Source organism: Streptomyces cinerochromogenes (assembly GCF_014648635.1).
GTDB classification, from domain to species: Bacteria; Actinomycetota; Actinomycetes; order Streptomycetales; family Streptomycetaceae; genus Streptomyces; species Streptomyces cinerochromogenes.
Window position 1 is genome coordinate 74,455 of sequence record NZ_BMRM01000014.1, and the last position, 20,693, is coordinate 95,147.

The 20,693-nt window shown below is 60.3% G+C and carries 23 protein-coding genes; 17 read left to right on the top strand and 6 right to left on the bottom strand.

Translation table 11 applies throughout. The features are described from left to right. The first annotated feature begins 159 nt into the window (after positions 1-159). The 6 genes from IEZ20_RS25715 (at position 160) to IEZ20_RS25740 (ending at position 8,529) form a co-directional block, all read left to right on the top strand. Positions 160-1,011, top strand: coding sequence for a single-stranded DNA-binding protein (locus tag IEZ20_RS25715; RefSeq protein ID WP_189302852.1), 852 nt, complete (start codon positions 160-162; stop codon positions 1,009-1,011). A gap of 110 nt (positions 1,012-1,121) precedes the next feature. Continuing rightward, positions 1,122-2,165, top strand: a complete 1,044-nt coding sequence (locus IEZ20_RS25720; RefSeq protein WP_189302854.1) for a hypothetical protein — start codon at positions 1,122-1,124, stop codon at positions 2,163-2,165. Positions 2,166-2,232: 67 nt separating this feature from the next. Further along, complete coding sequence (locus IEZ20_RS25725) at positions 2,233-4,191, top strand: type IV secretory system conjugative DNA transfer family protein (RefSeq protein ID WP_189302857.1); 1,959 nt, start codon at positions 2,233-2,235, stop codon at positions 4,189-4,191. Between the two features lie 68 nt (positions 4,192-4,259). Further along, entirely contained in the window at positions 4,260-5,279 is a 1,020-nt protein-coding gene (locus IEZ20_RS25730) for a replication-relaxation family protein (RefSeq protein WP_189302859.1), read from the top strand. Between the two features lie 5 nt (positions 5,280-5,284). Next, positions 5,285-6,784 carry a type IV secretory system conjugative DNA transfer family protein gene (locus IEZ20_RS25735; protein ID WP_189302861.1) on the top strand — a complete coding sequence of 500 codons (1,500 nt, stop codon included), beginning with the start codon at positions 5,285-5,287 and terminating at the stop codon, positions 6,782-6,784. 95 nt (positions 6,785-6,879) lie between these two features. Next, complete coding sequence (locus tag IEZ20_RS25740; protein ID WP_229896272.1) at positions 6,880-8,529, top strand: Eco57I restriction-modification methylase domain-containing protein; 1,650 nt, start codon at positions 6,880-6,882, stop codon at positions 8,527-8,529. A gap of 64 nt (positions 8,530-8,593) precedes the next feature. Here the strand turns inward: IEZ20_RS25740 and IEZ20_RS25745 are convergent, their stop codons facing one another. Next, entirely contained in the window at positions 8,594-9,304 is a 711-nt protein-coding gene (locus IEZ20_RS25745) for a PaeR7I family type II restriction endonuclease (RefSeq protein WP_189302863.1), read from the bottom strand. A 269-nt stretch (positions 9,305-9,573) separates the two neighbouring features. Here IEZ20_RS25745 and IEZ20_RS25750 point away from each other — a divergent pair, with 269 nt between their 5' ends. Continuing rightward, positions 9,574-9,795 carry a DUF433 domain-containing protein gene (locus IEZ20_RS25750; protein WP_189302865.1) on the top strand — a complete coding sequence of 74 codons (222 nt, stop codon included), beginning with the start codon at positions 9,574-9,576 and terminating at the stop codon, positions 9,793-9,795. Continuing rightward, on the top strand, positions 9,776-10,126 hold the full coding sequence (locus tag IEZ20_RS25755; protein ID WP_189302867.1) for a DUF5615 family PIN-like protein: 351 nt from the start codon (positions 9,776-9,778) through the stop codon (positions 10,124-10,126). The genes IEZ20_RS25750 and IEZ20_RS25755 overlap by 20 nt, the downstream gene beginning before the upstream one ends. Before the next feature lie 11 nt (positions 10,127-10,137). Here the strand turns inward: IEZ20_RS25755 and IEZ20_RS25760 are convergent, their stop codons facing one another. Next, the gene (locus IEZ20_RS25760; RefSeq protein ID WP_189303212.1) at positions 10,138-11,061 is read right to left on the bottom strand and encodes a restriction endonuclease; all 924 of its coding nucleotides are present in this window, start codon (positions 11,059-11,061) and stop codon (positions 10,138-10,140) included. 538 nt (positions 11,062-11,599) lie between these two features. Here IEZ20_RS25760 and IEZ20_RS25765 point away from each other — a divergent pair. Beyond that, positions 11,600-11,995: a DUF6197 family protein gene (locus IEZ20_RS25765; protein WP_189302869.1), complete on the top strand. Its 396-nt coding sequence runs from the start codon at positions 11,600-11,602 to the stop codon at positions 11,993-11,995. Positions 11,996-12,182: 187 nt separating this feature from the next. On the opposite strand, the gene IEZ20_RS25770 is transcribed toward IEZ20_RS25765, so the two are convergent. From IEZ20_RS25770 to IEZ20_RS25785, 4 genes are read right to left on the bottom strand one after another with little or no spacing between them, the layout of a single operon-like run. Next, positions 12,183-12,368: a DUF397 domain-containing protein gene (locus IEZ20_RS25770; protein ID WP_308434693.1), complete on the bottom strand. Its 186-nt coding sequence runs from the start codon at positions 12,366-12,368 to the stop codon at positions 12,183-12,185. Positions 12,369-12,380: 12 nt separating this feature from the next. Then, positions 12,381-13,235 carry a helix-turn-helix domain-containing protein gene (locus tag IEZ20_RS25775; RefSeq protein ID WP_189302871.1) on the bottom strand — a complete coding sequence of 285 codons (855 nt, stop codon included), beginning with the start codon at positions 13,233-13,235 and terminating at the stop codon, positions 12,381-12,383. Positions 13,236-13,242: 7 nt separating this feature from the next. Further along, positions 13,243-13,767: a DUF6879 family protein gene (locus IEZ20_RS25780; protein ID WP_189302873.1), complete on the bottom strand. Its 525-nt coding sequence runs from the start codon at positions 13,765-13,767 to the stop codon at positions 13,243-13,245. Further along, a complete protein-coding gene (locus tag IEZ20_RS25785; protein WP_189302875.1) occupies positions 13,739-14,149 on the bottom strand; it encodes a hypothetical protein in 411 nt (136 codons plus the stop codon). Before IEZ20_RS25785 ends, IEZ20_RS25780 begins: the two co-directional genes overlap by 29 nt. A 182-nt stretch (positions 14,150-14,331) precedes the next feature. Between IEZ20_RS25785 and IEZ20_RS25790 the strand changes: the two genes are divergently transcribed. From IEZ20_RS25790 to IEZ20_RS25825, 8 genes are all read left to right on the top strand, one after another. After that, positions 14,332-14,709 carry a hypothetical protein gene (locus IEZ20_RS25790; protein ID WP_189302877.1) on the top strand — a complete coding sequence of 126 codons (378 nt, stop codon included), beginning with the start codon at positions 14,332-14,334 and terminating at the stop codon, positions 14,707-14,709. 368 nt (positions 14,710-15,077) lie between these two features. Continuing rightward, positions 15,078-15,569, top strand: coding sequence for a hypothetical protein (locus IEZ20_RS25795; RefSeq protein ID WP_189302890.1), 492 nt, complete (start codon positions 15,078-15,080; stop codon positions 15,567-15,569). A gap of 90 nt (positions 15,570-15,659) precedes the next feature. Continuing rightward, positions 15,660-16,319: a class I SAM-dependent DNA methyltransferase gene (locus tag IEZ20_RS25800; protein WP_189302892.1), complete on the top strand. Its 660-nt coding sequence runs from the start codon at positions 15,660-15,662 to the stop codon at positions 16,317-16,319. Between the two features lie 175 nt (positions 16,320-16,494). Continuing rightward, a complete protein-coding gene (locus IEZ20_RS25805; RefSeq protein WP_189302894.1) occupies positions 16,495-17,247 on the top strand; it encodes a ParA family protein in 753 nt (250 codons plus the stop codon). After that, positions 17,244-17,567, top strand: a complete 324-nt coding sequence (locus tag IEZ20_RS25810; protein ID WP_189302896.1) for a hypothetical protein — start codon at positions 17,244-17,246, stop codon at positions 17,565-17,567. The genes IEZ20_RS25805 and IEZ20_RS25810 overlap by 4 nt, the downstream gene beginning before the upstream one ends. A 1,189-nt stretch (positions 17,568-18,756) precedes the next feature. After that, the gene (locus IEZ20_RS25815) at positions 18,757-18,969 is read left to right on the top strand and encodes a hypothetical protein (RefSeq protein WP_189302898.1); all 213 of its coding nucleotides are present in this window, start codon (positions 18,757-18,759) and stop codon (positions 18,967-18,969) included. A gap of 146 nt (positions 18,970-19,115) precedes the next feature. Next, positions 19,116-19,325 (top strand): helix-turn-helix domain-containing protein, encoded by a 210-nt coding sequence (locus IEZ20_RS40470; protein ID WP_189302900.1) that lies wholly within the window; start codon positions 19,116-19,118, stop codon positions 19,323-19,325. A 163-nt stretch (positions 19,326-19,488) separates the two neighbouring features. Continuing rightward, positions 19,489-20,688: a site-specific integrase gene (locus tag IEZ20_RS25825; RefSeq protein WP_189302902.1), complete on the top strand. Its 1,200-nt coding sequence runs from the start codon at positions 19,489-19,491 to the stop codon at positions 20,686-20,688. Positions 20,689-20,693: the final 5 nt, after the last annotated feature.

The following is a 20,693-nucleotide window of genomic DNA, read 5'->3' on the forward strand; positions in this document are numbered from 1 at the left end:
GTTGCCTTACATCTTTCTTCTGTCTTGCCTCGTATAATCCGTCCTCACATGACAGAACGAGCACGACCAACATTCGACGGGGAAGCAGTCGCGAAGGCGTTAGGGACAAAGGCCCAAGAGGTAACAGACCCCGCCTACGGGCAGGGACAGCACTTCCAGGTGCAGACAGACAAGAACTTTTTGAGTCTCGACACCTTCCCCGAGAGCGGCGTCTCCCGGATCACGACCAAGAGCGCTCGCATCGAGCTATTCGGCGGCATGCTGCCGAAGGTTGAGGACGAGGGCATCGTCTTTCTGCAGAAGGACTCAGACCACGAGCACTCAACGGTCGCTCTGCATCCCGATGGCGGTGTGACCCTGGGGTACCAGGTGGACGCCGGCCCGACGAGTATCGACGGCCTGCCGGATGACATTGAGGACACTGAGCAGATCATCACGCGTGCCGAGGCCGTGAAGGCGCCGGCCGAGGAGCCGGAATCTGCGCCCGCGGTCAGCAGCTCGAAGCCACCTGAGAAACCCATCCGCATGCCCGGCGCGTTCCCAGACGAGCGCCCGATGATCCAACGCGTGGGAGATCCCGCCGGAGATCCCTCGACCGAGGCCACTCCGCAGACGCAGCCTGCTCCCGCCGATGGAGACGATCCGCTTGCCACGGCCCGGCGCATCCGGGTCCAGGAGCAGCAGGAAGCCAGCAGCGAGGCAGAGCGGGAACGCGTGAAGCTCACCGGCCGCCTGGGGCGAACGCCCACCTTTCGAACGACAGCCGGCGGCAAGTTCGTCGGCAAGTTCTCCCTGGCCGTCCATACCGAGGATGGTGAGACCAAGTGGCACGACGTCCTGGCTTTCGGTGATCGAGCGACGGCGCTGCAGAAACGCGTCGACTCCGGTCAGCTCAACAAGGGCAACGAGATCGAAGTGGTGGGCTACCCGCACACCCGTGAGTACACAGGCCGGGACGGCACCCCCAAGACGGCGCAGGAGATCTACCTCGCCGCCGTTAAGCGCCGCTAAGTTTTCCTTTTTCATCTGGTGGTCTGATTTCCTGCGCAGCTGGCTTTTCGCCCTCACTCCCCATTTTCCATATTGACAGCAAGTGTCTAGTATGAGAAAAACAGGAAGCTATGACAGAAGAAGGAGAAGGATTACCGGTTCACGCAGAACAAGCTAAACCAGCGGAGCGCTACGCTCCCGGTAATCACGAGCTGCGTCGGGATTACCAGATCCGCAAAGTCGCGCATGATCGTGGCATTTCCCTTGAGTCTTACAGTGCAGAGCCCGCCGTGCAGAGCCTAGCTACCGTCATCAAAGACACGCAAGACCTTAGGCTCAACTTCGAGAATCCTTCATCTACCTACGTTGAGCAAGACATGGGGGAACACTCACTTCGCGAGCGTTATGGCACTGCAAGAGCGCTCTTACGTACTAGCCAAGCCATTCTCGACGAGGGTTTCCCAAAGCAGATGTGGGAGCATTCTGTATATTCGCTTGGCTATCCCCTTCATGACGCAGTCAGTCCATATGGGCTCACTATCAAAAAGATGGCCGAACCCAGTAGGATTCATAATCCTCCCGACGAGGTCTTCCCTCCACCTGACGGTGCTTGGCATGATCCGCAAACAGCGGATTTCTTGGCGCCTCCAACTGGTGACCATCGCTGGTGGAGTTCTCGTCTTGATCCTGATGATCTCTACGAACACCCAGACTTTATCGGCCTCCCGATCCTTCCAGAGGAGAAACAGGAATGGCTCCAGCGTTGCCAACAGGAGGCAACACGTTTAGGGGTGTCGGCTGAGGACCTCAAGAACCCACAGGTCATTCACTTCCTCGCCCAACTCAGTGAAGCGAGGCGCCTTCTTGCCGAACAGGAGAAATGCCGCGAAATATCTTCAGAACCAAAGGGATTGATTCCTTCAGCACGTGAGCGCGTCCTTGCAGCGAGCCACCTGACACGAGCCGTAGTCATGGTGCTTGAGGATGGCTTGGGAGCCAATACGCTTTCCCGCGAGGATCTCGCAAACGAGGTCACCCTTGCGACCAAGCCCTATGGGTGGCAGGTCGAATTCGTCGAACCAGATAGCCCTCGGACGTCATCGCTGGCTGACAAGGCACGCCAGCGTATGCAGCCTCCTGAGACCCTCGATCAAGGCGAGTCTGAGACCAGGTGACTCTCATCATCTAGGCAGCGTAGCCTGAGGGTGAAGACAGCTTGGCGTCACAGCAAGGAGCGGCTGTATGGGCTCCGATGCGCTACTGGGGTATGCCGGCGAAGATCGCGTTCCGGTCTACCTGCCGTACGCATACCGCACCTCTCACGTCGCCATCCTCGGGAAGTCCGGCTATGGCAAGACCACACTGATTGAGCATCTTGCGCTCGCCGACATGAAGGATGGCACCGCAACAATCGTGATCGATGCTCACGGTGACCTGTCTAAGCGCTTGATCGCCCTCACATCAACTGCTGCGAGAGACAAGATCGTTCTCATAGAACCCAACGCTCAGCGCCCCTTTGGTCTCAACCTCTATGAGTGCTGGGATCCTGCCGACTCAGCAGCTGTAGACGTAGCGGTTGGACATGTCGTTGACATTTTCAACAAGCTCATGGGATACGACGCCGGCTCGCCATACCGGCCGTATATTTACCAGGGACTTGAGAATACAGCGCGCGTGCTGATCGCGAACGGGTACACCATGGCGGAGATACCGCTTTTGTACAAGCAGCCAGTTTTCCGCCAGGCTGCACTTCGAGTGCTAGCTGAACTACCTGACTATTGGGACGAGTACGAGCGTAGTGATCCCCGCAGACAACAAGAGAAGCGCGAGCCAGTACTCAACAAGGTCGCCCGGTTTCTCGATGACGGACTCATAGGACCGATGGTCCGCCAGGCCAAGACAACCATCCCCCTCCGTCAGGTCATGAATGAGGGCGGGACCCTCATCTTCAACCTGTCCGAGATGAGTCGCGACAGCATCTCTTTTCTCGGCATGGTGTTGCTCTCCGTGCTGACCAATGAGCTATTTCGACGTAGTCGCGTCCCACAGAACCAGCGCTCCAGAGTTCACCTCTACCTCGATGAGTACGGCCGGTTTGCCACGCCTACAACCCAGTGGCTCTTGCGCGAGAGTCGCAAGTATGGCCTGGGGATGACCATAGCCCAGCAGGATCTTTCTCAGACGCCAGATCAGGAGGCTTTGAAGGCCGAGACACTCATAGTCTTTCAGGTTGGCGGTAGTGATGCACGATTGATTGTGCATGAGCTCGGCACAACACCAGCTCGCGTCAAGCAGAGACTGCGTCAGCGTACAGAGTCCAAATACTCCGAGTGGGATGAAGAAGTTTGGGATACGCAAGAGAATAAGCGTCGTTACGATGAGCTCACACGCCAAGAACACAACGCCTACAGTGCGTGTCTCGCCAGTGACGATCTTGATCCTCAATGGTGGGAGGCGAGAGACAGGAGAAACGAGTTTTACAACAAGCACTGCACTATCCACCACCATAGGGATTATTTGGGAGAAAGCCCTGAACGTGATCGTTATGGGAATCCCTGGTATGACCTTGTGGAGGAACCTAGTCAGTCTCAGGCAGACCGACGTGAGGAAATTGCAGCGACGCTCGTGGCACTTCCACGCCACGTTGCCCACTGTAAGGTTCCAGACCCGTCAGGCGTCCCGCATGAATTCAGAGTTGCGACGCTATCTCCTGCGGGATCACAAGAGGACACCATGTCCGCCTGGGCGTTGCGACTCAACAAGAAGATTAACGCGGCCGAAGGGTTGAATCTTGCTCAATATGGGGGCTGGGCTCCTGAGATCGGGGCTTACTTCAAGATCAAGGAATTTCAGAAGGATATGGCAGCGTTCATGAAAGACGTGAAGGCCAGCGGGAGCAGCAGCGATGTTGTGGACGAGGCTCACGTCGATGAAGTGCGCAGGCGCAGCCGCGAGCGCTATGGAACCCCACGCGATCAAGTAAGCCGCGCGACTGATGAGAGACAGCGGCTCTCTCTTGTTTCTGACCCTCCGCTACCTCCGCCTGGTCATGTCAAGTCTTCTTTTTCCAGCATCGATCTGGCTCAGGCAAAGGCTCGGAAAGCGAACCAGCGCCAGGAGGCAGCGCGGAAAGAGGCGCCTCACCAGCAACCACCCAAGCCGCCCACGATCGGCCGGAGGTCGCCGAAGAAGAACCAGTAGCCGGTTCTCTTACGGGAGCCATACAAGGGCCCGTAAGATTTCTAACGCCCATTTGGCACAATAGCCCGATGGATCGATTATTCCCCGAGCCCACCATGGCAACAATTGTGATCGGCGAAGCCGACGATGCGATCCTGCGAGCCGTCAACCGCATGGTGTACATGACGGCGGCCCAGGTCGGCCGGCTGCTGTATCCGGACGCTCGCGATGAGAACCGGTACGTCCAGCGCCGTCTCCGCCGGCTTGCCGAGGCCGATTACCTCCTGCGGCTTCGCGAGTTGCCGACACCTCGTATCGGGTCAGCCCCGCACGTCTTTACGCTCGCCGATCAGGGCCGCCGGTATCTCACCTCACGCGGCATCCCGCTGACGAGCCCGTACTACCGCCCTTCCGAGGAGCGGCAGAAGGCCCGGGACAATCCGTTCATGGAGCACTCCCTTGCCGCGGTCGACGTTCTTGTGGCCGCCGAGGCGTTGTGCCGGGACTACCTCGTCACCATGCCTCGCCTGATCACCGAGCGACAGATCAAGCGCAGTCCTGTACGCGTCCGACCGCTCGGACGTCCCGAGGCACCACGCGTGGCTGTCATCCCTGATGCGTGGTTCGAGCTGACAGTGCAGGACGAGTCCTTCTACATCGCCCTGGAGGTAGACCGAAGCACCGAGGGCCAGAAGCATTGGCGCCGCAAGGTCGCTGCGCTGTCTGCCTGGGCAGAGGGTCCATATCGCGGGGCGTTCCAGGCCGACAACCTGACCGTTGCCGTTACCGTCCCCACAGTGGCGCGACGCATCCAGCTGTCTGAGTGGACCCACGAGGAGCTGTCGGACGTAGGCCGATCTGAACTCGCAGATATCTTCGTCTTCACCGACGCTTCCTCCGTCGAGACGGAGCCTTCCCAGCTGTTCTTCGACCATCTCTGGTACCCGGCCGGCAGTGCGTCGCCGGTGGGTTTGCTCGATGTACCCGCTCCTGTGGAGGTCGTCCCCGAGGACGCAGCTGGCCCGGTAGATGACAACACCGCTGCCCATGCTGAGGACGAGGAGTTCGCGTGGGCGTTGATGGACGACGAAGAGGGGGTGGGCCATTAGATCGTATGAGCGCCTCTGCCCGTGAGCCCAAGATCCCCCTTGGCACCTACTGGACGTGGTTCATCCGACGGACGCTCCACCTGCCGCTCAACGCCGCCCGCGTCCACATGCACGTTCTGGGCAAGACAGGCTCCGGTAAGAGCTACTTCCTCGCCTCACTCTTCCTCGCCCTCTATCTCGCCGGCCAACCGGTCACTCTCATCGATCCGCATGGCGACCTGGCCCAGCTGGTGCTCGCCCACCTGGTGGACCGTGGGCAGCTGCGAACCGAAGAGCAGCGAGAACGCCTCATCTACCTGGATCTGCCAGCGGCGACTGCCGAGAAGCGCTACCTCCCCTTCAACTTCCTGGCCCAGCCGTACGACGACCATGCGATGGCCGAGCACGTCGCCGAGGCCGCACGTCGTGCCTGGCCCGAGCTGGCGCAGGGAGCACCGACCTTTGAGAACATCCTCAAGCACTCGGTGGTGGCCCTCCGGGAGGCAGGCCTCCCCCTCACTCGGCTTTCAGATCTTCTAACCGACACGGCCTACCGCCACCATTTGCTTGATACCTACATCCGTGATCCCCAGGTGATCCGCTTCTTCAGGCTTCGCATGGACCAGTGGGGACGGGAAGCCCCGCTGATGAAGGAGTCCACCCTCAACCGCGCGGACCTGCTCACCCTCTCCCCTGTCCTCCGCTATGCCTTGGGCCACAAGCGCAACGTCCTAGACTTCCGCCGGCTCATCGACTCGGGCACCTCCCTCATCGTCAACCTGGCCATCGCCTCCCCAGACGCTCGCCGACTCTTTGGGTGTCTATTCACCGTGGGGATGGAGACCGCGGCACTCAGCCGCGCCAACCTCCGAGCAGCGACAGCGGCCAGGACGCCGCACGTCCTGATGCTGGACGAGTTCTCCCAGTTCATGGCACAGAGCGAGGAGAGCCTGACCCGCATGCTCTCGGAGACTCGCAAGTACAAGCTGTTCTGCGTCATGGCGCACCAGAACTGGAGCCAGGCATCAGACCGCCTCAAAGGAGCCCTGCAGAACGTCGGCATGGAGGTCATTCTCAAAGCTGGCCGACCCGACGCTGAGCATTCCGCCCGCCTCTTCGGGGTCGTTGACCCCGACGCCATCAAACACGTCGTCTCGGACGAGGCCGCCGAGGAGCGGACGCATCCTGCGTACTACCCGCTCCAGGAGCAGTGGGAGCGACACGTCCAGTCCATCCAGCAGCTCCGAGTGGGAGAGGCGTACATCCGCCTCCCCGATGACGAGGTGTACAAGGTGCAGACTCCCCGTCTGCCAGATCTCGACGCGTTCCCCCACGACCTGGCCGAGGTGGAGAGTCATTACCTGCATCGCTACTTCGAGCGACCGCGCACGGAGGGCGCAGCCGCGCGGGCGCCAGGTATCACCGAGCTCCCACACACGGCCATCCGCCGGCGACCAGCGATCTCACGGCAAAACCAACAGAAAGGCCTTATATATACGCCATCATCACGAAAGCGGAGAATCTGACGCAGTGCTGGCTGACCACTCCGTCTCGCCTCGAACCCCGGCCATCTTGCTACCCCATAGGATCTCGGGCGGCTCGTTGTCGATAGGCTCCCCCGGTGACCCACAGCACCGCATTCATCCCAGACGCTCTCCCCTCGATCCCGGACACCGCCGTTGAGCATGGCGAGGTCTACACGAGGGACTGGGTTGTCGAGATGATCCTTGATCTTGTGGGCTACACACCGGACCGCGACCTTGCAGAGCTGGTGATAAGCGATCCGGCCTGCGGCTCGGGAGCCTTCCTTCTTGGCATCGTCCGGCGTCTGAGTGCGGCCTGCCGGAAGCACGAGGTCGAGCTGCCCATCGACGGGGTTCGTGCTCTTGATCTTCTCAGCCGCAACGTTCGGGCAAGCCGTGAGGCGGTCGTCGAGCTACTTGTCAACGACGGTTGGGCTCGTGACCACGTCGAACCCCTAGTCGAGGGTTGGATTCGGCAAGGCGACTATCTCCTGCAGGAGCCCGCGGCAGCGGACTTCGTGGTAGGTAATCCCCCGTACATTCGGCTCGAAGATGTTCCCGACCAACGCATGAAGTTGTACCGACAGAACCACCCCACGATGGTGGGGCGAGCAGACATCTACGTCGGGTTCTACGAGCGAGCGCTCGGGGCCCTGACGCAGAGCGGGGCACTTGGGTTCATTTGTGCTGACCGCTGGATGCGTAACCAGTATGGCCGCGAGCTTCGTCGTCTGGTAGGGCACCAGTTCAGCGTGGAGTTCGTGGCAATCATGCACGACGTTGATGCGTTCGAGGAGTCCGTGGCGGCGTATCCGGCAATCACGGTCATCCGCAAGCGGCCACAGACCCCTGCCGTGGTGGCCCAAACCACCAAGCACTTCGACGCGACACAGGCGCAAAGGCTCGTCACTTGGGCGGCGAGCGATAACCATGCTGAGACCACGGCAGGTTATGAGGTCTCGCGGCTGCCCAGTTGGTTCTCTGGAGGCGAGTCGTGGCCGGCGGGGAGCCCCGCCCGTCTAGAGATGCTCGAAGACCTCAACGAGCGGTTTCCAGCTCTGGAGGACACTGGTGCCCGCGTGGGGATCGGCCTGGCTACCGGAGCGGACGCCGTCTTCCTGACCCAGGACCCAGACCAGGTCGAGCAGAGCCGGGCCCTTCCCATGAGCATGGTGCGGGATGCCCGCACTGGCACACTCAAGTGGGATGGCACGTATCTCGTGAACCCGTGGGAAGAGGACGGCAAACTCGTCGATCTCGATAGGTACCCAAAGCTCAAGGCTTACTTCGAGCGGCATCGCGAGGCCCTGGCGGGGCGGTACATCGCCAAGAAGAATCCCGTTCAGTGGTACAAGACCATCGATAAGGTCGACAGTTCACTCACGGCCAAGCCGAAGCTCCTGCTGCCAGACATGAAGCTCACGATTCATCCGGTGCTGGATGAGGGCGGGCACTACCCCCACCACAACCTCTACTACGTGGTAGCCGACGCCTGGGACCTTCGAGTCCTTGGCGGCTTGCTGCTGTCACGCGTCGCGCAGGCCTTCGTCGAGGCATACGCCGTCAGGATGCGGGGCGGCACCCTGCGCTTTCAGGCACAGTACCTCCGACGCATCCGGGTTCCGCGGCCTGAGGCGATCAGCGAGACTGACGCACAGGCGCTCATCCGGGCCTTCGACCGCCGTGACATCGATGCAGCAACCACGGCGGCACTTCGGGTCTACGGGCTCGACCACCTGCCTGCCTGACACCAGACGCAGATGGCGGAAGGCCCAGCCCTGGCTGCCGACCCTCCGCCATCTGTAAACGGCCCTACAGCCCCGATTCGCGCTTCACGTGATCCGTAAGCGACTCGATGAACCTGGAGAAGGTCAGAGCATCGTCGGGCTGGCTGATGGGGCGCTCTGCATCCTTGGGCGCCAGAACGAAGCACGCTGCGTCATACAGCTCGTCCTCAAGAAGCCGCTTGCAGAGGAGCCGGTACCGCTCTGCATACGAGGGCCGGCCCCCAAAGGCAGGGTCCCCCTTGAAGGCCGGCTTGAAGTCCCTACTTGCCTGCTTGGTGGATCCGTCGATGTCCTCCAGTACGAAGACATACCCCAGCCACGGCCGGGCCGGGCCCATCAGCCCCTGCTCGATGGCACGCCGCGTATCGACGGCACTGCCGATGGCCTCTTCCGTCCGGTTGTTGAAGTTGTTGCCGAAGGAACCGGACTGGGACTTGAACTCGATAGCCGCCACGAGCTGTTCACCGACCTTGACCACCAAGTCCCACTGCTTCGTCGGTCGGTAGTACCCCGGCAGTTCGGCGCGCTTGCCCAAGTAGATCGAATCCTTGGGGTAGTTCAAGACATCCGTAAAGTACTTGACGAAGAGCATCGTCAGCGCATCAAGGTGGGCGCCTCCGGTGACAGATCCCCTCGTGCCAGCGTCCTCCCTGCCCTCGGCAACCTGCTTCGCAGCCTGCTCTGCGCGCTTCTCCCAGAACGCACGAACGGCAAGCTCGAACTGATCGTTCGTCAAGGTCCCTCCCCGTGGCCTTGCGCAGCCCAAGCATCCACACAGCCTGGTGTCTGCGATCACTAAGCCACAGAGTAGGGCACGGGACTGACAACCAGTCAGAAAGCGCAGGCCAGGGGTCGTTGGGCGCATCTGGCGTGAGCCGTCCTTGACCGATGGGACCACCTCTCAAACTTACGCCGCTGAACGTGGCATTGAAGGCTGCTTCTCACCAACGACCAATAGCGGTGATTGACTTGCTATGTCCATATTTGGTATAAACAGGGAGCTATATGAAGTACTTGCACTCTGATCCAGATATTATGGGCGGAGACCTCGTCATTCGGGGAACACGGATTCCCGTTGAGGTCATCCTCTACCGCTTGAGAGACGGCTACTCGCTGGAGGAGATCCACGAGCTGTACCCAACTCCAAGCATCCCAACACTCAAGGGCGCGGTCGGCGAGGCGCTCGATCTCATTACGCCTACACTCCATGGTCAGAAGATTCTTTAAACACAAGCTGCTGCTCGACGAGAACATGCCGCCCCGAGGTGTATTTCCTCGCCTCAACGAACACTTCGACGTCAAGCACGTAGATCACGACCTGAGTCAAGGCGGAATCAAAGATGCTTCGGTTTATGAGCTGGCGCGCACAGCCAGCAGAATCATCGTCACTCAGAACGTGAAGCACTTCAAGCCGCTGGCTGGCGGAAAGTCCGACGCTGGCGTCATCGGAGTTCCCCCGCACTGGCAGCCGAAGCAAGTCGATAGCCAGCTTACGGCGCTCCTTATGAGACACAGACCGGGCTACTTCAGGGGGCGCTACATCTCACTGGGTGAGTAGCCGCGAGGAGTCTATTCATCGAGCATCAGATGCGCTGGAAAGTAGCAGTTTCCCGTCTCGTTCGCGTGGCGCTTCTTTCGGCTGAGAAGGTCATCCAGCCGCACACGATCGTCCAGGACGCAAAAGAGATCCGTTCCATCCATGGTGAGAAACGACGTGCCCTCACGAAAAGCGGCGCGTGCCCCCGATGTGAAGCCCTTCACACTAATAAACAGCCCGAGAGCGTTTTTCCCCTTGCGACGCACCTTGTCATTAAACTCTCGCAGCTGGCCGGCCTCGGCAGGTTTCTTCCACCACTTGGCTTCAAGCACGTAATCATCAGTGTCGAAGGCGAAGGAGCCATCGATCTGCTCGTAGTCAAGCTCGTAACCTAGGCGCGGCTGCATGTCGAACAACCTGAAGAGGCCATTGAGGAAGGTTTCGAACTCGCGACCAGCTCGCTGCCTGTTTGGCTCGGTTTCCAGGCGTAGAAACTCCGCCTTCAGCTCTGACAGCTTCTCAGAGAACCCTCGCCTATGCGCCTCTCGCTCTTCTTGTTGTGCCTGTTCGGCCTCAACCTTCGCCTTTTCAGCCAACAGCCCCTGTAGGCGCTCGGTCCACACCTTAAGGTCTGCCACCGCCTCGGTGGCCTGAGCGAGTAGCTTCTCAGCGTCGGACTGTCGCTTCAGGCTCGGGAACGCGGTCATCTGCGCGATCTCAAGCATGATCGCGAGCGTCAGGTCGCGGTAGCGGTCCTCATCCGCCATGAGCCGATCAACGAACTCATCGGCGAAGACCCGCTTGTAGGCATCGAAGTCAAGCCCGGCGATGAGCTCGGGGTGTCCAGTCGACCGAAGGCGCAGGAACTTGGCCAAGTCCTGCTTGTACCAGTAGACCGTCGCCAGAGCCTCGGTCAGAGCGCCGTACGCCGCTGGATGAATCCGCTGCGCTCGCATGGACGTCACGTTGCCCGCCCCTCATCTACCCCTGTCAGCTCCATCGCTGACCCAACCCCATGATGCTACCCAGCGCGCCCTGTTCGTGGCGCTACGTAGGACCAGAGATCAACGATCATCCACAAAGTACCTTATGTACCAAAACTTTCCTTTCCTCCCTTAATTGACGGTCTCGTGCGGGCTCTCCTCTCGGGTCAAGGGCCGGCGGAGGTACGGAGGCGGCTTGCGAAGCCCTTGACGCGCAGGGAGACCGCGGCAGCATGACGGCAAAGGAAGGAAGGGAATAGCCCATAGAGCTCAAGGCCTCTGCCGTGCCATGTCGCACAATAGAAGTTCCTCGACGGGTCGTCGAGGCTGACAAAGCGCTCAACGACCCTCGGTAGTCCTGTAGTTGAGCTGTTCCCGTTGTTCTAGCCTCAGCGCCGGCGGTGAACGCGTTCTGGATCGTCTTTTGTCATCTACCTTACTGAATCGGCTTATAGCCCTGGTGTATAAGCAAACCCTGTCCTTTTGTACTCAATCAGGAATGGGGTTTGTGATGACACCTGCCGAGATTTTGCGCAAGTCAGCAGACATCATCGAGCGCGATGGACACAATAAGGGTTCGGCCTTTGCCTACCCACGGCTCCGTCGGTCGCAGGGTGTGACCTGGGAGCAGCTCATTGATGATGCAGTAACGTGTGCGCCTGTCTCTATTGAGGGCGCGATGGAGCGTGCCATCTGGGGCAAGGTGCAGCGCTTCGAAACATTCCGTGTTGACTCGGTGGGGCTTGGGGAGCTCGTCGAGACCAGGAACTATTTTTGTGACTGGCTGGCCTGGAATCGCGGAATCACGGATCTAGGTTCGTGGAACGACGATCCAGACACGACCGCCGAGACGGTGGTTCTGCTACTACGTACCGCGGCGGACGAGTGGACGGAGCCACCGTTTTGATTGAGAGTTGAGGAGGGTATATCTGGTGAGCGCCGTGCGGCCCTCATTATGGAACCAGATGATTCTCTTCTTTCCTTTCGGGCACCTATGTATGTGTTCTAGCGACTCGTTAGAACGAGGCCGGCGGCCTTACACATACCACTGGGTGCCCTTTTTCGTATCACGATGCAAGAAAAGGGTGTTCCACTCAGTTAGGTGGCAAGTCTTTGGTGAACGTAACGAAGTGTGTCCAGGTAGCCGGCCGCACGCCCAGGACTCCCCTGCCCCGGTCTTTCGTGTCCCTGATCATAACCCGCTGCGGGTTGCTGTCGGCCACTTCCACACAGCTGTCAGACTTCGTGTAGCTGCTCGTTCGCCAGTTGGGCTCGGTCAAGCTGATCGCCTCCTAGTCGGTTGCCATGCGGTCGAAGTGATGGATCGCGGTGAAGATGAGGTCTCGGACAGCGGTCCCATAGACCGCTGACTGCTGCAACAGGGCGAAGGCCTTCATGTACAGCTCGATCTCTCGGGGCTGTGTCACCGAGAACTCGGCTGAGTACGTCTCAACGAGGACGAGCTTGTCATCAAACATGGAGAACGAGTTTCCGGGCCAGATGCGCAGGGGCGCAGATCTTGGCACGATGCCCAGGCTTAGTCGGGCGAGCCGCATGACGGCCAGCAGTCGGTCGAGCTGTCCCTTCATCACCTCTGGGCCGCCGAAGTTGCTGTACAGCGCCTGTTCAGCAAGCAACACGTTGAAGATGCGATCGCCTTGGTACAGGTACTGCTGCCGTTCCAGCCGCTTGGCCGTGGCGGCCTCAGTGTCATCGGGGATCTGGTAGTAATCGCGAACCTGATTGAAGGTCTCCGCGGCGTACTCCGCAGTCTGCAGCGTCCCCCACACGAGCGTCGGGTGCCAGATACGAAAGACCTTGGTCTTGGCGTAGATCGGCATCGCGGCCTGCTGCCGCTTCTCCGCCCCCGTCGCCAGCTGCCGGCGCCACTCAAGCCACAGCTCGTCGATGTGGCGCACTGTGGCGATCAGGTCGTCGATCTGCTCAGGCCTGTTGGTCTTGGTGCACCAGACCCGGATGTCGTCCTCGGAAGCGTTCTGCTTCCCGTTCTCGATCCGGGAAACCTTGGACTCCTGCCATCCGGTGGCCAGCGCGAATGCCCGGCCGCTTGTGAATCCCGCATCCTTGCGGAACCCGCGGAGCCGGGCACCCAGCGCCTCTCGTGCTTCTTGTGCTTGGTTGCTCACTGATGGGTCAGGGCTTGTACTCGGCGTGAGGGATGGCGAGACTCCAGAGCAGGTCGCGCAGATAGATGCACTCGGCCACGATGTCGGGGTCTTCCACGATCTCTGACCCCAGCACTCGTCCCTCGGGATCGAAGTGCCCCACAGCGAGGAGCCGGTCGTCGTAGAGCCACCAGTCGTTCCCGTTCAGGGGGAAGGTGATGCCCTCGGGCAGCAGGGGCCGCGGAAGCCACCGGATGTCCTCGCCCATCTCAATGTTGAGGTGTGTGAGCGAGTGTTCCCACGTGACGTATTGGCTGTGCGGCTGGGTGACGACACGAACGCGACGTACTGTCTTGTCTTCTCTCGTGACGCGCTTCATCAGCGTCGTCCAGTCGTTGAGCCAGGCGTAGTCGTCAGGCTCGCCCCGCTTCCATCGGACGTACGGGGTGTCCTCGATGGGGGAGCCGTAGTCGTCTCGCAACTCTAGGTGGAAGGCATCCCGTTCGAACTGGTTGAACAGCTCGTCACGCTGCGCCGGAGTGATCAGATCCACTGCTGTCTTCCTCCAGGAGGGCCGTGATCGAGGACTTGGGGACCTCGATGCAGGTCTCATATTCGGGCATGCGCATCTGGCCCAGGGCTTCTAGGTCGTGCATCTGCGGGCCTTGCAGGACGCATGTTCCCTGCTCGGTGACGAGCTTGATCGGATCGGCGAACGTGCGGATGTGACCGGACGGGTGGCCATCCTTCGTCAGGTGTTCGAACAGCTCGGGCGGTACCTCGATGACGGTCTGTTCTTCCGGCACATCGAGCTGCATGAGGAGTTCGTTCGCATACACCTTCCAGCCTTGAATGACGTAGGTGCCCTGGTCGCTGGCGTACAGGGTGGGACTGTCTCCCGGGGTGGAGTTCTTCCCAAGGAACCGTAGCTTCATGGTTGCTCTCCCGTCCGCTGCCTTGCGCCGGATTGCGCGACGACACGATCGTCGCGAGGCTGTTCGGGCCCGTCAATCGGCTTGCTGCAAACTCGCGCAATCTGCTTGGGACTTGGCAGTCGGCCGCCCTACGTTCGTCATCGAACCCAACCCGCCCAGGCGGCACCGAGGGGAGATACGTGGTGGGCAGCGTGACTGACGAACGGGCGATGTCGGAGGCCGAAGCCTCGTGCTTGCCCATCGACGTGAAGACGATCTCCGCAACCGTTGACCTCGCTCTTGGGATGAGCCTGGGCACCTCCAAGCGCGCGGACATCGACACGAGAGTGGGCCAGCTGACCGGGTTCTTGAACCTGCTCAGGGGTCAGTACCTCGGTGAGGACGAGGACCAGGACGTGTTGCAGCTCCTTGGCATGGTGGACCGGCACGTGGCCTTGAGCAGCCGGCCGACGAGCCGTTCGCAGGCCCATGAGGCGTTCAACTACATGCACGATGCCGCGGTGTTCGCCAGGGCCCTGCTCTGCGCCTACACGAACAGACACGGGATCGCCGCGCCGTGAGAGCTGCACTTCCCGTCGAGGACTACGCGATCGTGAAGCCGACATGACCAGTCGACCACGAAGGCCTTTGAGTTGGGGCTGGTGCGCCCTCGGCCGCCACTACGACATGGTCGTCTTCATAGGCCCGGTTGAAGCAGATGGCATGGCAGCCCCCGTCCATGCCTGCGTCAGCTGCTGCACCTATATGCGCAGCTTCGTACGCGACTACAACCGACAACGGGATGCACATCCCGTACAAGCTCCCGTCTCGTCTCTGCCTCCCCCGACGGAGACGAACGGGGTTAGTTCCCACCCGGCTGTACTTCCTAGGCAGTCGGCCAGCCGGGTGGGTTCCGCACCCTCACGACACGACGAAGAGAGGGCACACCATGACCGTACTGCTTGAGGCTCCCCAGACCACGAAGGTCCGGGATCCCAAGATGATCCTCGACGAGATCGGAGAGGCCAATCCTCACCTGATCCCCGACCCTGGCATCGGCCTGTGGGAGCGCGAGGTGCAGCTCCTCATGCGTGACACCGTGCGCGTGCGAAGCCTGGCGGAGCGCATTCTGGGCCAGGGCGTCGCCTATCTGATCACCGCCATGGAGAAGCCGGGCAACGACATGGGGCCGGGCTTCGAGGTCGATCAGGGCGTCCACCAGATCATCCTCGACACCCCGGTGTACTTCGCCATCTGTGAGCGGTACAACGGCGGTCGGTACAAGCACCACGCACCGCTGATCCAGCGCCGGCGCGACGGCATCGTGATGCGAACGGCCGAGATCATCCGACAGAACGGCTTCGCCATCGACCGTGAACTGTGGGAGGTCGACGCCTCCGACTGCGGTCCGTGCGACGACAAGGTCCCCGACTCCCACTGACCGCACCGACCCCTGGCACCATCGCCCCTGCCCTCAGAGAAGCTCCCCGAGGGCGGGGGCTCCCCCGTTACCCAGGACAAGGAACGCCCTGTGTCTGCTCACCATGACTACGCCATCGAGACCGAGGTCTGGGACACCTACGCGGAATCGGCCTTTGAGCCCGCCGCCGAGCCGGTGTTCAACTGGACCCAGTACAAGGGCCACGGCCCTGGACCCGAGGTCCTCGGCGAGCCGAAGAAAACGCTGGAGCTCGGCTGCGGCACCGGCCGGGCCGTTGCTTTCCTGGCACAGCGGGGCGTGGTAGCCCATGGGCTTGACCTCTCCCCCGTCATGGTCAAGAAGATCACCGATAGGTGGTCCGACACAGGGGCGGTCTTCAACCAGGGCGAGGTGCTGACGTTCCTCACAACCAGCAACGAGACGTACGACGCCATCTACTCGATCTTCGGCTGTGCCTGGTTCGCCGATCCGACGCAGCTCTTCCCCCGAGTCCTGTCCCGACTGAACCCGGGAGGCGTCTTCGCCTTCTCCCAGCCGCCGGCCATCCCGGGCGCCTACGGCCCGCAGGGGATGTACAAGGGCGGGTTCGCTGGACGGCCTGTCTACACGTACCGGTACAGCTACACCCCGCGGAAGTGGAGGAACCTGCTGTTGCAGTCCGGCTTTCAGCGAGCGGGCGTGAAGGTGATCGATGCTCCCACTCAAGGACACATCGGCACCCTGTTCGGGACTGCCGTCCGACCGTGTTGATCCCACACTGAGGCTGGCAAAGAGGCTGGTGCTCCCCATAGAGGGGACCCGGCCTCTTTTCTATGTCTATTATTCCTTATTGACAGAATGTTCGTTTTTTCGCTATTCTGTCAATAGGTTTAAGAAATGCCACCGAAGCGAACCTGTCCAGGACTTTGGTGGGTTTAACTTGTCTATGGTCATCGCAATTGCCTCTCAGAAAGGAGGGGTCGGAAAAACATCATCAGCCATCTCGCTCGCCGCAGGCCTTGCATACAAGGGCAAGCGCGTGCTCCTCATCGACATTGACTCACAAGCCAATAGCAGCAAGGTACTGCTGCCCGATTACCCCAGGATCGAGAAGAACCAAACAGTCATCGCGACAATCCTTAACCGCAGTCCCCTGCCGGTTCATCAAACCAACGTCTTGAATCTAGCGATCGTACCCTCGCACATCCTCCTGTCTACTACCGATGTCGAACTGACTACAGCGATCGATCATCGCGAGGAACGTCTCAAACGCGAGCTCGATGCCCTCAAGGGCAGCTACGATTACGTTTTTATCGATTGCCCGCCGACTCTCTCTTGGTTGACAATCAACGCGTTTACCGCGGCCGATAAGGTCCTCGTTGTTGTAGCCCCTGGCTATTTTGAACTCGACTCGATCGTTCAGATCAGCAAGACCATCAAGGAAGTACGTGAGCTTTTCAACCCGTTTTTGGAGCTCGCGGGCTTTCTTTTCACGATGAGCGACCCGACCGTCAACAGCAAGACGTCCCTGCAGATATTGCGCCAGACCTATACCAGCTCGGTGCTCAATACGGTCATTCCACGCAACACCGACCTGCGAGATGCCCATTTCCAGAAGCGTGACATCTTTTCGTTCAGCCCTAAGTCGCCGGCGGCGTTTGCCTACAACAAGTTGATTGCCGAGTTGTTCAATCTATGACCAAGAAGCTTGACACCAGTACGATCACTAACGAACTCGAAGGCTCTGTCTTCTTTTCCCAGAAGCCCGCGTCCTCCGATAAGAATTCAGTCCCTGTTGTAACCTCCGATGCGCACGAACGCCCGAACGGTCGTTCGCCCGAACGGTCATTTACACGCCGGATTGTTACCCGCAACTCCTTCGAGGTCTACGAAGATCAGATGGATGATCTTCGCCGATTGGCTTATGCAGAAAAGATGGCTGGCAAGATTGGCAGTATGTCCGCCATGGTTCGAGACGCCATTGACCACTACCTCAAGGACCACCCGGTGAATAAGTAGCAGTCTTCCTTACACCCGAACGCCCGAACGGTCGTTCGCCCGAACGATGCGTCGACGCATCGATGTATCGATCGTTGGCACGTGGCATCGTAGCGGCGGGACTATTCAGACGTCTTTCTATTTGCCAGACTCATAACTGGAGCAGACACAGCAGCCGCCGTCTCCCCCGCTCAACCGGGGTTTGCGATTAAAGATGGACTAGCTGGCCGTGAGCGAGTGACCGAGTGACTGAAGCAACGTGGTCGATCCATTAAATACTGGATCGAACTAGGACGCTGGGGATCAACCCCAGGTGATCTGAGTTACCTCATCGACGAGTTGCTGACGCATGTCCTTTTTGAAAAGCGACGCGTCAGCGTCGATAGGGATGCGAAGAGAAACGAGAGAACGAAGCGAACGGGGAATAGGGAGCCTTCGAGGGGGATCTAAGGGGGTTTCTTTGTCGTACCAAAAACGGCGCGAGGCTAGTTTGTGAATACAACTTGTACTCGCTGGTGTCCTGAGCACCGGGGTGCGATGCGACGGTTCGGGGCCAGATTTCGAGTACCGATGGTGCTCGATAGTGTGGGCGAATCATGAACGAGTACGTTTTGTACCCGGCCGGGTGTCGTACCGGTTCAGGCCGGTACAACAGCCGGTACGTCTTGATCCGGTACATGCGGTACGCCCGCCGGGCGAGGAAGCTGGAAGGAAAGGCCCAGCTTGGAGCCGGGATCGAAGGGTTCCGAGACGGGGGGAGTCAGCCACGCGGCGAGGATGGAATCGGGGCCTTCCTGCGGTCGGTCGCGTGGCTGACTCCCCCCGTCCTCTCCACCTGCACACATGGATACCCATGAGCCCTTCGGGTGTGCAGGCTCCGAGGCCACCCCCAAAGGGGGACACAGTGGCTGGCGCGGCGGCATTCCTTCCAGACCTTCCTTCCGCCGGCCAGCAGGAGACCGCTCACGCGGATTGACTGATCCGGTATCGCCGGATACAGAACGAGCACCGATGGTGCTGGGAGGATTTCCGGTTCTTCTGCTTCCTCGCTGATTCCGCAGGGTGGCACATGGCTTCCACAGCCGCGTCAAGACTTCCCGCTTTGCGGGCCCCACTGCGGTGGCTTCGGTCGTTGACGCGCCAGTGCCCCATGTGTGCGGTGTGCGGGTCGCGAGGAAGCTCTCGCGGCAGAAAGGAGGTGTGATCGACCATGCAGTACACGATCATTCGGGTCTACCGCGTACCAGGCGTGAGTGCGCAAGAAGCGCAGGAGCGTTTCATAGAGGCCGTGGAGGCGGGTGTTGAACGAGACTTCCACGTCCGTGACTACACGAAGGAGTCAGCGCATCAGACTGGGCCGGCTCAAGGTGATGCGACTCGCTCATGGTGGGCGTTGATTCGCCAGCAGCTTCTCGGCCGGTAGGCGAGGGGAGCGTGAGGAGGGGTTTGACTTTCCTCGCTCGGCTTCTTCTGCGGCGAGGGGGTGAGCGCATATCCTTGTAGGGAGCGGAGCATCGTCTTCCACTCGCTTCCGCTCCCGGAGGTTCTCTCGCCGAGGAGGATGAGCGCTTGGACGCTGATCACCATCCGACGCTTTCTGAAATTCGTTCCTGGGCCGCAACCGTTGCTGTTGCCGATGCAGCCGCCGCTGTGGGTATCTCTAAGTCCCACCTTTACGAGTTGATCAAGCGGGGCAATGCCCCTTTTCGGGTCGTCGCTTTTGGGAAGCGGTACCGGGTCATCACCGCTTCACTCATTGCGTATCTAGAACAGGCGTAGGCCAGTCCTGGCGGTAGATACCAACCCTCATATAGCTCACAGCAGGGTGTTTGTTCGGACAGCCCGTCCATATATGCCACGTCAGCGGTTTTCGGTGAATCGAAGGGAGGCAAAGCAGATCTCAGTCTGAGGGGGGATTTGCTAAAGATCAAGGTGCTGCTCCATGAGTAGTGCGATTACCAAGGTGATACTCAAGTCAGGTGCTATTCGGTACCGCTTCATCGTTGATGGTCCCCGGAAGCCTGACGGCAGTCGCCGGCAGATCCGCCGGACGTTCGACACGAAGAAAGAGGCGCTGAACGAACTCGCCCGCATCCGTCATCAGACGGCGACTGGTTCATTCGTTGTGCCGAGCAAGCTCACGGTTGATGAGCTGTTGGATATTTGGCTCGCCACTGCGACACGAGGCGTCGAGCAGGCAACGGCCTCCAACTATGACAATGTCATCCGTCCGGTCCGGCTGTTCCTTGGAGACAAGGGAGTGCAGCAGCTCACCGAGGAGGATGTTGAAGCGTTTGTCGATTGGATGCTGACCCGGGGACGCCAACGCGGGGGAAAGCCGGGTACGGGGCTTTCTGTCCGCTCGGTCCGACTGACACTGGGCCGGTTGCGCTCCGCGCTCACGCTTGCTGTTCGCCGCGGGTGGGTGACCCGCAATGTCGCCGAGTACGTGCGGATTCCTCGCGATGCTGTGCGCAGAGAGACAAAGGCAAAGGTTGATCGTCGCCCGTGGAACGAGTCCGAGGTCAAGGCCTTCATCGAGGCCACCAAGCACGACCGCCTCTTCGGCGTCATGCTCCTCACGCTTATCGCCGAGCGTCCTGCCGAGGTCTGTGGTGCCCGGTGGACTGAGGACGTTGATCTGACCGGCACGGGCACCATCGCGGTTGGCAATACCCGCACCATCGTCTATGACCGACAAAGGCCGCGAGGAACGCGTAACACCGTTGTTGAGAAGGACCCGAAGACACACAACGGTCGGCGGGTCCTCCCGCTGCCGAGTCCGGTGCGCGGAGCGCTGGTGGAGTTTCGAGCGCTCCAGGAAAAGGAGCGTCTCGCAGCAGGTGATGCCTACGAGCACAGCGGCTATGTCGTGGTTGATGAACTGGGCCGCCCGTTCAAGACGGACAAGCTCCGCCGCGTTGCCCACCGGCTGATGGAGGAGGCCAGCGTCCGTCGCGTCCGCCTGTACGACGCTCGCCACGCGTGCCTGTCGTGGATGGCGAACAACGGCGTGCCCGACACGGTGGTCTCGGCCTGGGCCGGGCACAGCGACCTGTCCTTCACCAAGCGTGTGTACGTCCATCCCGACCCGCAGAGCCTCAAGGTCGGCTCCGACAAGCTGAGCGAGTTGCTGGGGTGACATTG

Coding starts and splice junctions, on each gene's coding strand:
- IEZ20_RS25760 (WP_189303212.1), bottom strand. CDS start 11,061: ATGCGAGCGCAGCGGATTCATCCAGCGGCGTACGGCGCTCTGACCGAG.
- IEZ20_RS25765 (WP_189302869.1), top strand. CDS start 11,600: ATGACACCTGCCGAGATTTTGCGCAAGTCAGCAGACATCATCGAGCGC.
- IEZ20_RS25825 (WP_189302902.1), top strand. CDS start 19,489: ATGAGTAGTGCGATTACCAAGGTGATACTCAAGTCAGGTGCTATTCGG.
- IEZ20_RS25755 (WP_189302867.1), top strand. CDS start 9,776: ATGGTCAGAAGATTCTTTAAACACAAGCTGCTGCTCGACGAGAACATG.
- IEZ20_RS25810 (WP_189302896.1), top strand. CDS start 17,244: ATGACCAAGAAGCTTGACACCAGTACGATCACTAACGAACTCGAAGGC.
- IEZ20_RS25795 (WP_189302890.1), top strand. CDS start 15,078: ATGACCGTACTGCTTGAGGCTCCCCAGACCACGAAGGTCCGGGATCCC.
- IEZ20_RS25815 (WP_189302898.1), top strand. CDS start 18,757: ATGCAGTACACGATCATTCGGGTCTACCGCGTACCAGGCGTGAGTGCG.
- IEZ20_RS25735 (WP_189302861.1), top strand. CDS start 5,285: ATGAGCGCCTCTGCCCGTGAGCCCAAGATCCCCCTTGGCACCTACTGG.
- IEZ20_RS25720 (WP_189302854.1), top strand. CDS start 1,122: ATGACAGAAGAAGGAGAAGGATTACCGGTTCACGCAGAACAAGCTAAA.
- IEZ20_RS25730 (WP_189302859.1), top strand. CDS start 4,260: ATGGATCGATTATTCCCCGAGCCCACCATGGCAACAATTGTGATCGGC.
- IEZ20_RS25785 (WP_189302875.1), bottom strand. CDS start 14,149: ATGAAGCTACGGTTCCTTGGGAAGAACTCCACCCCGGGAGACAGTCCC.
- IEZ20_RS25725 (WP_189302857.1), top strand. CDS start 2,233: ATGGGCTCCGATGCGCTACTGGGGTATGCCGGCGAAGATCGCGTTCCG.
- IEZ20_RS25750 (WP_189302865.1), top strand. CDS start 9,574: ATGAAGTACTTGCACTCTGATCCAGATATTATGGGCGGAGACCTCGTC.
- IEZ20_RS25805 (WP_189302894.1), top strand. CDS start 16,495: ATGGTCATCGCAATTGCCTCTCAGAAAGGAGGGGTCGGAAAAACATCA.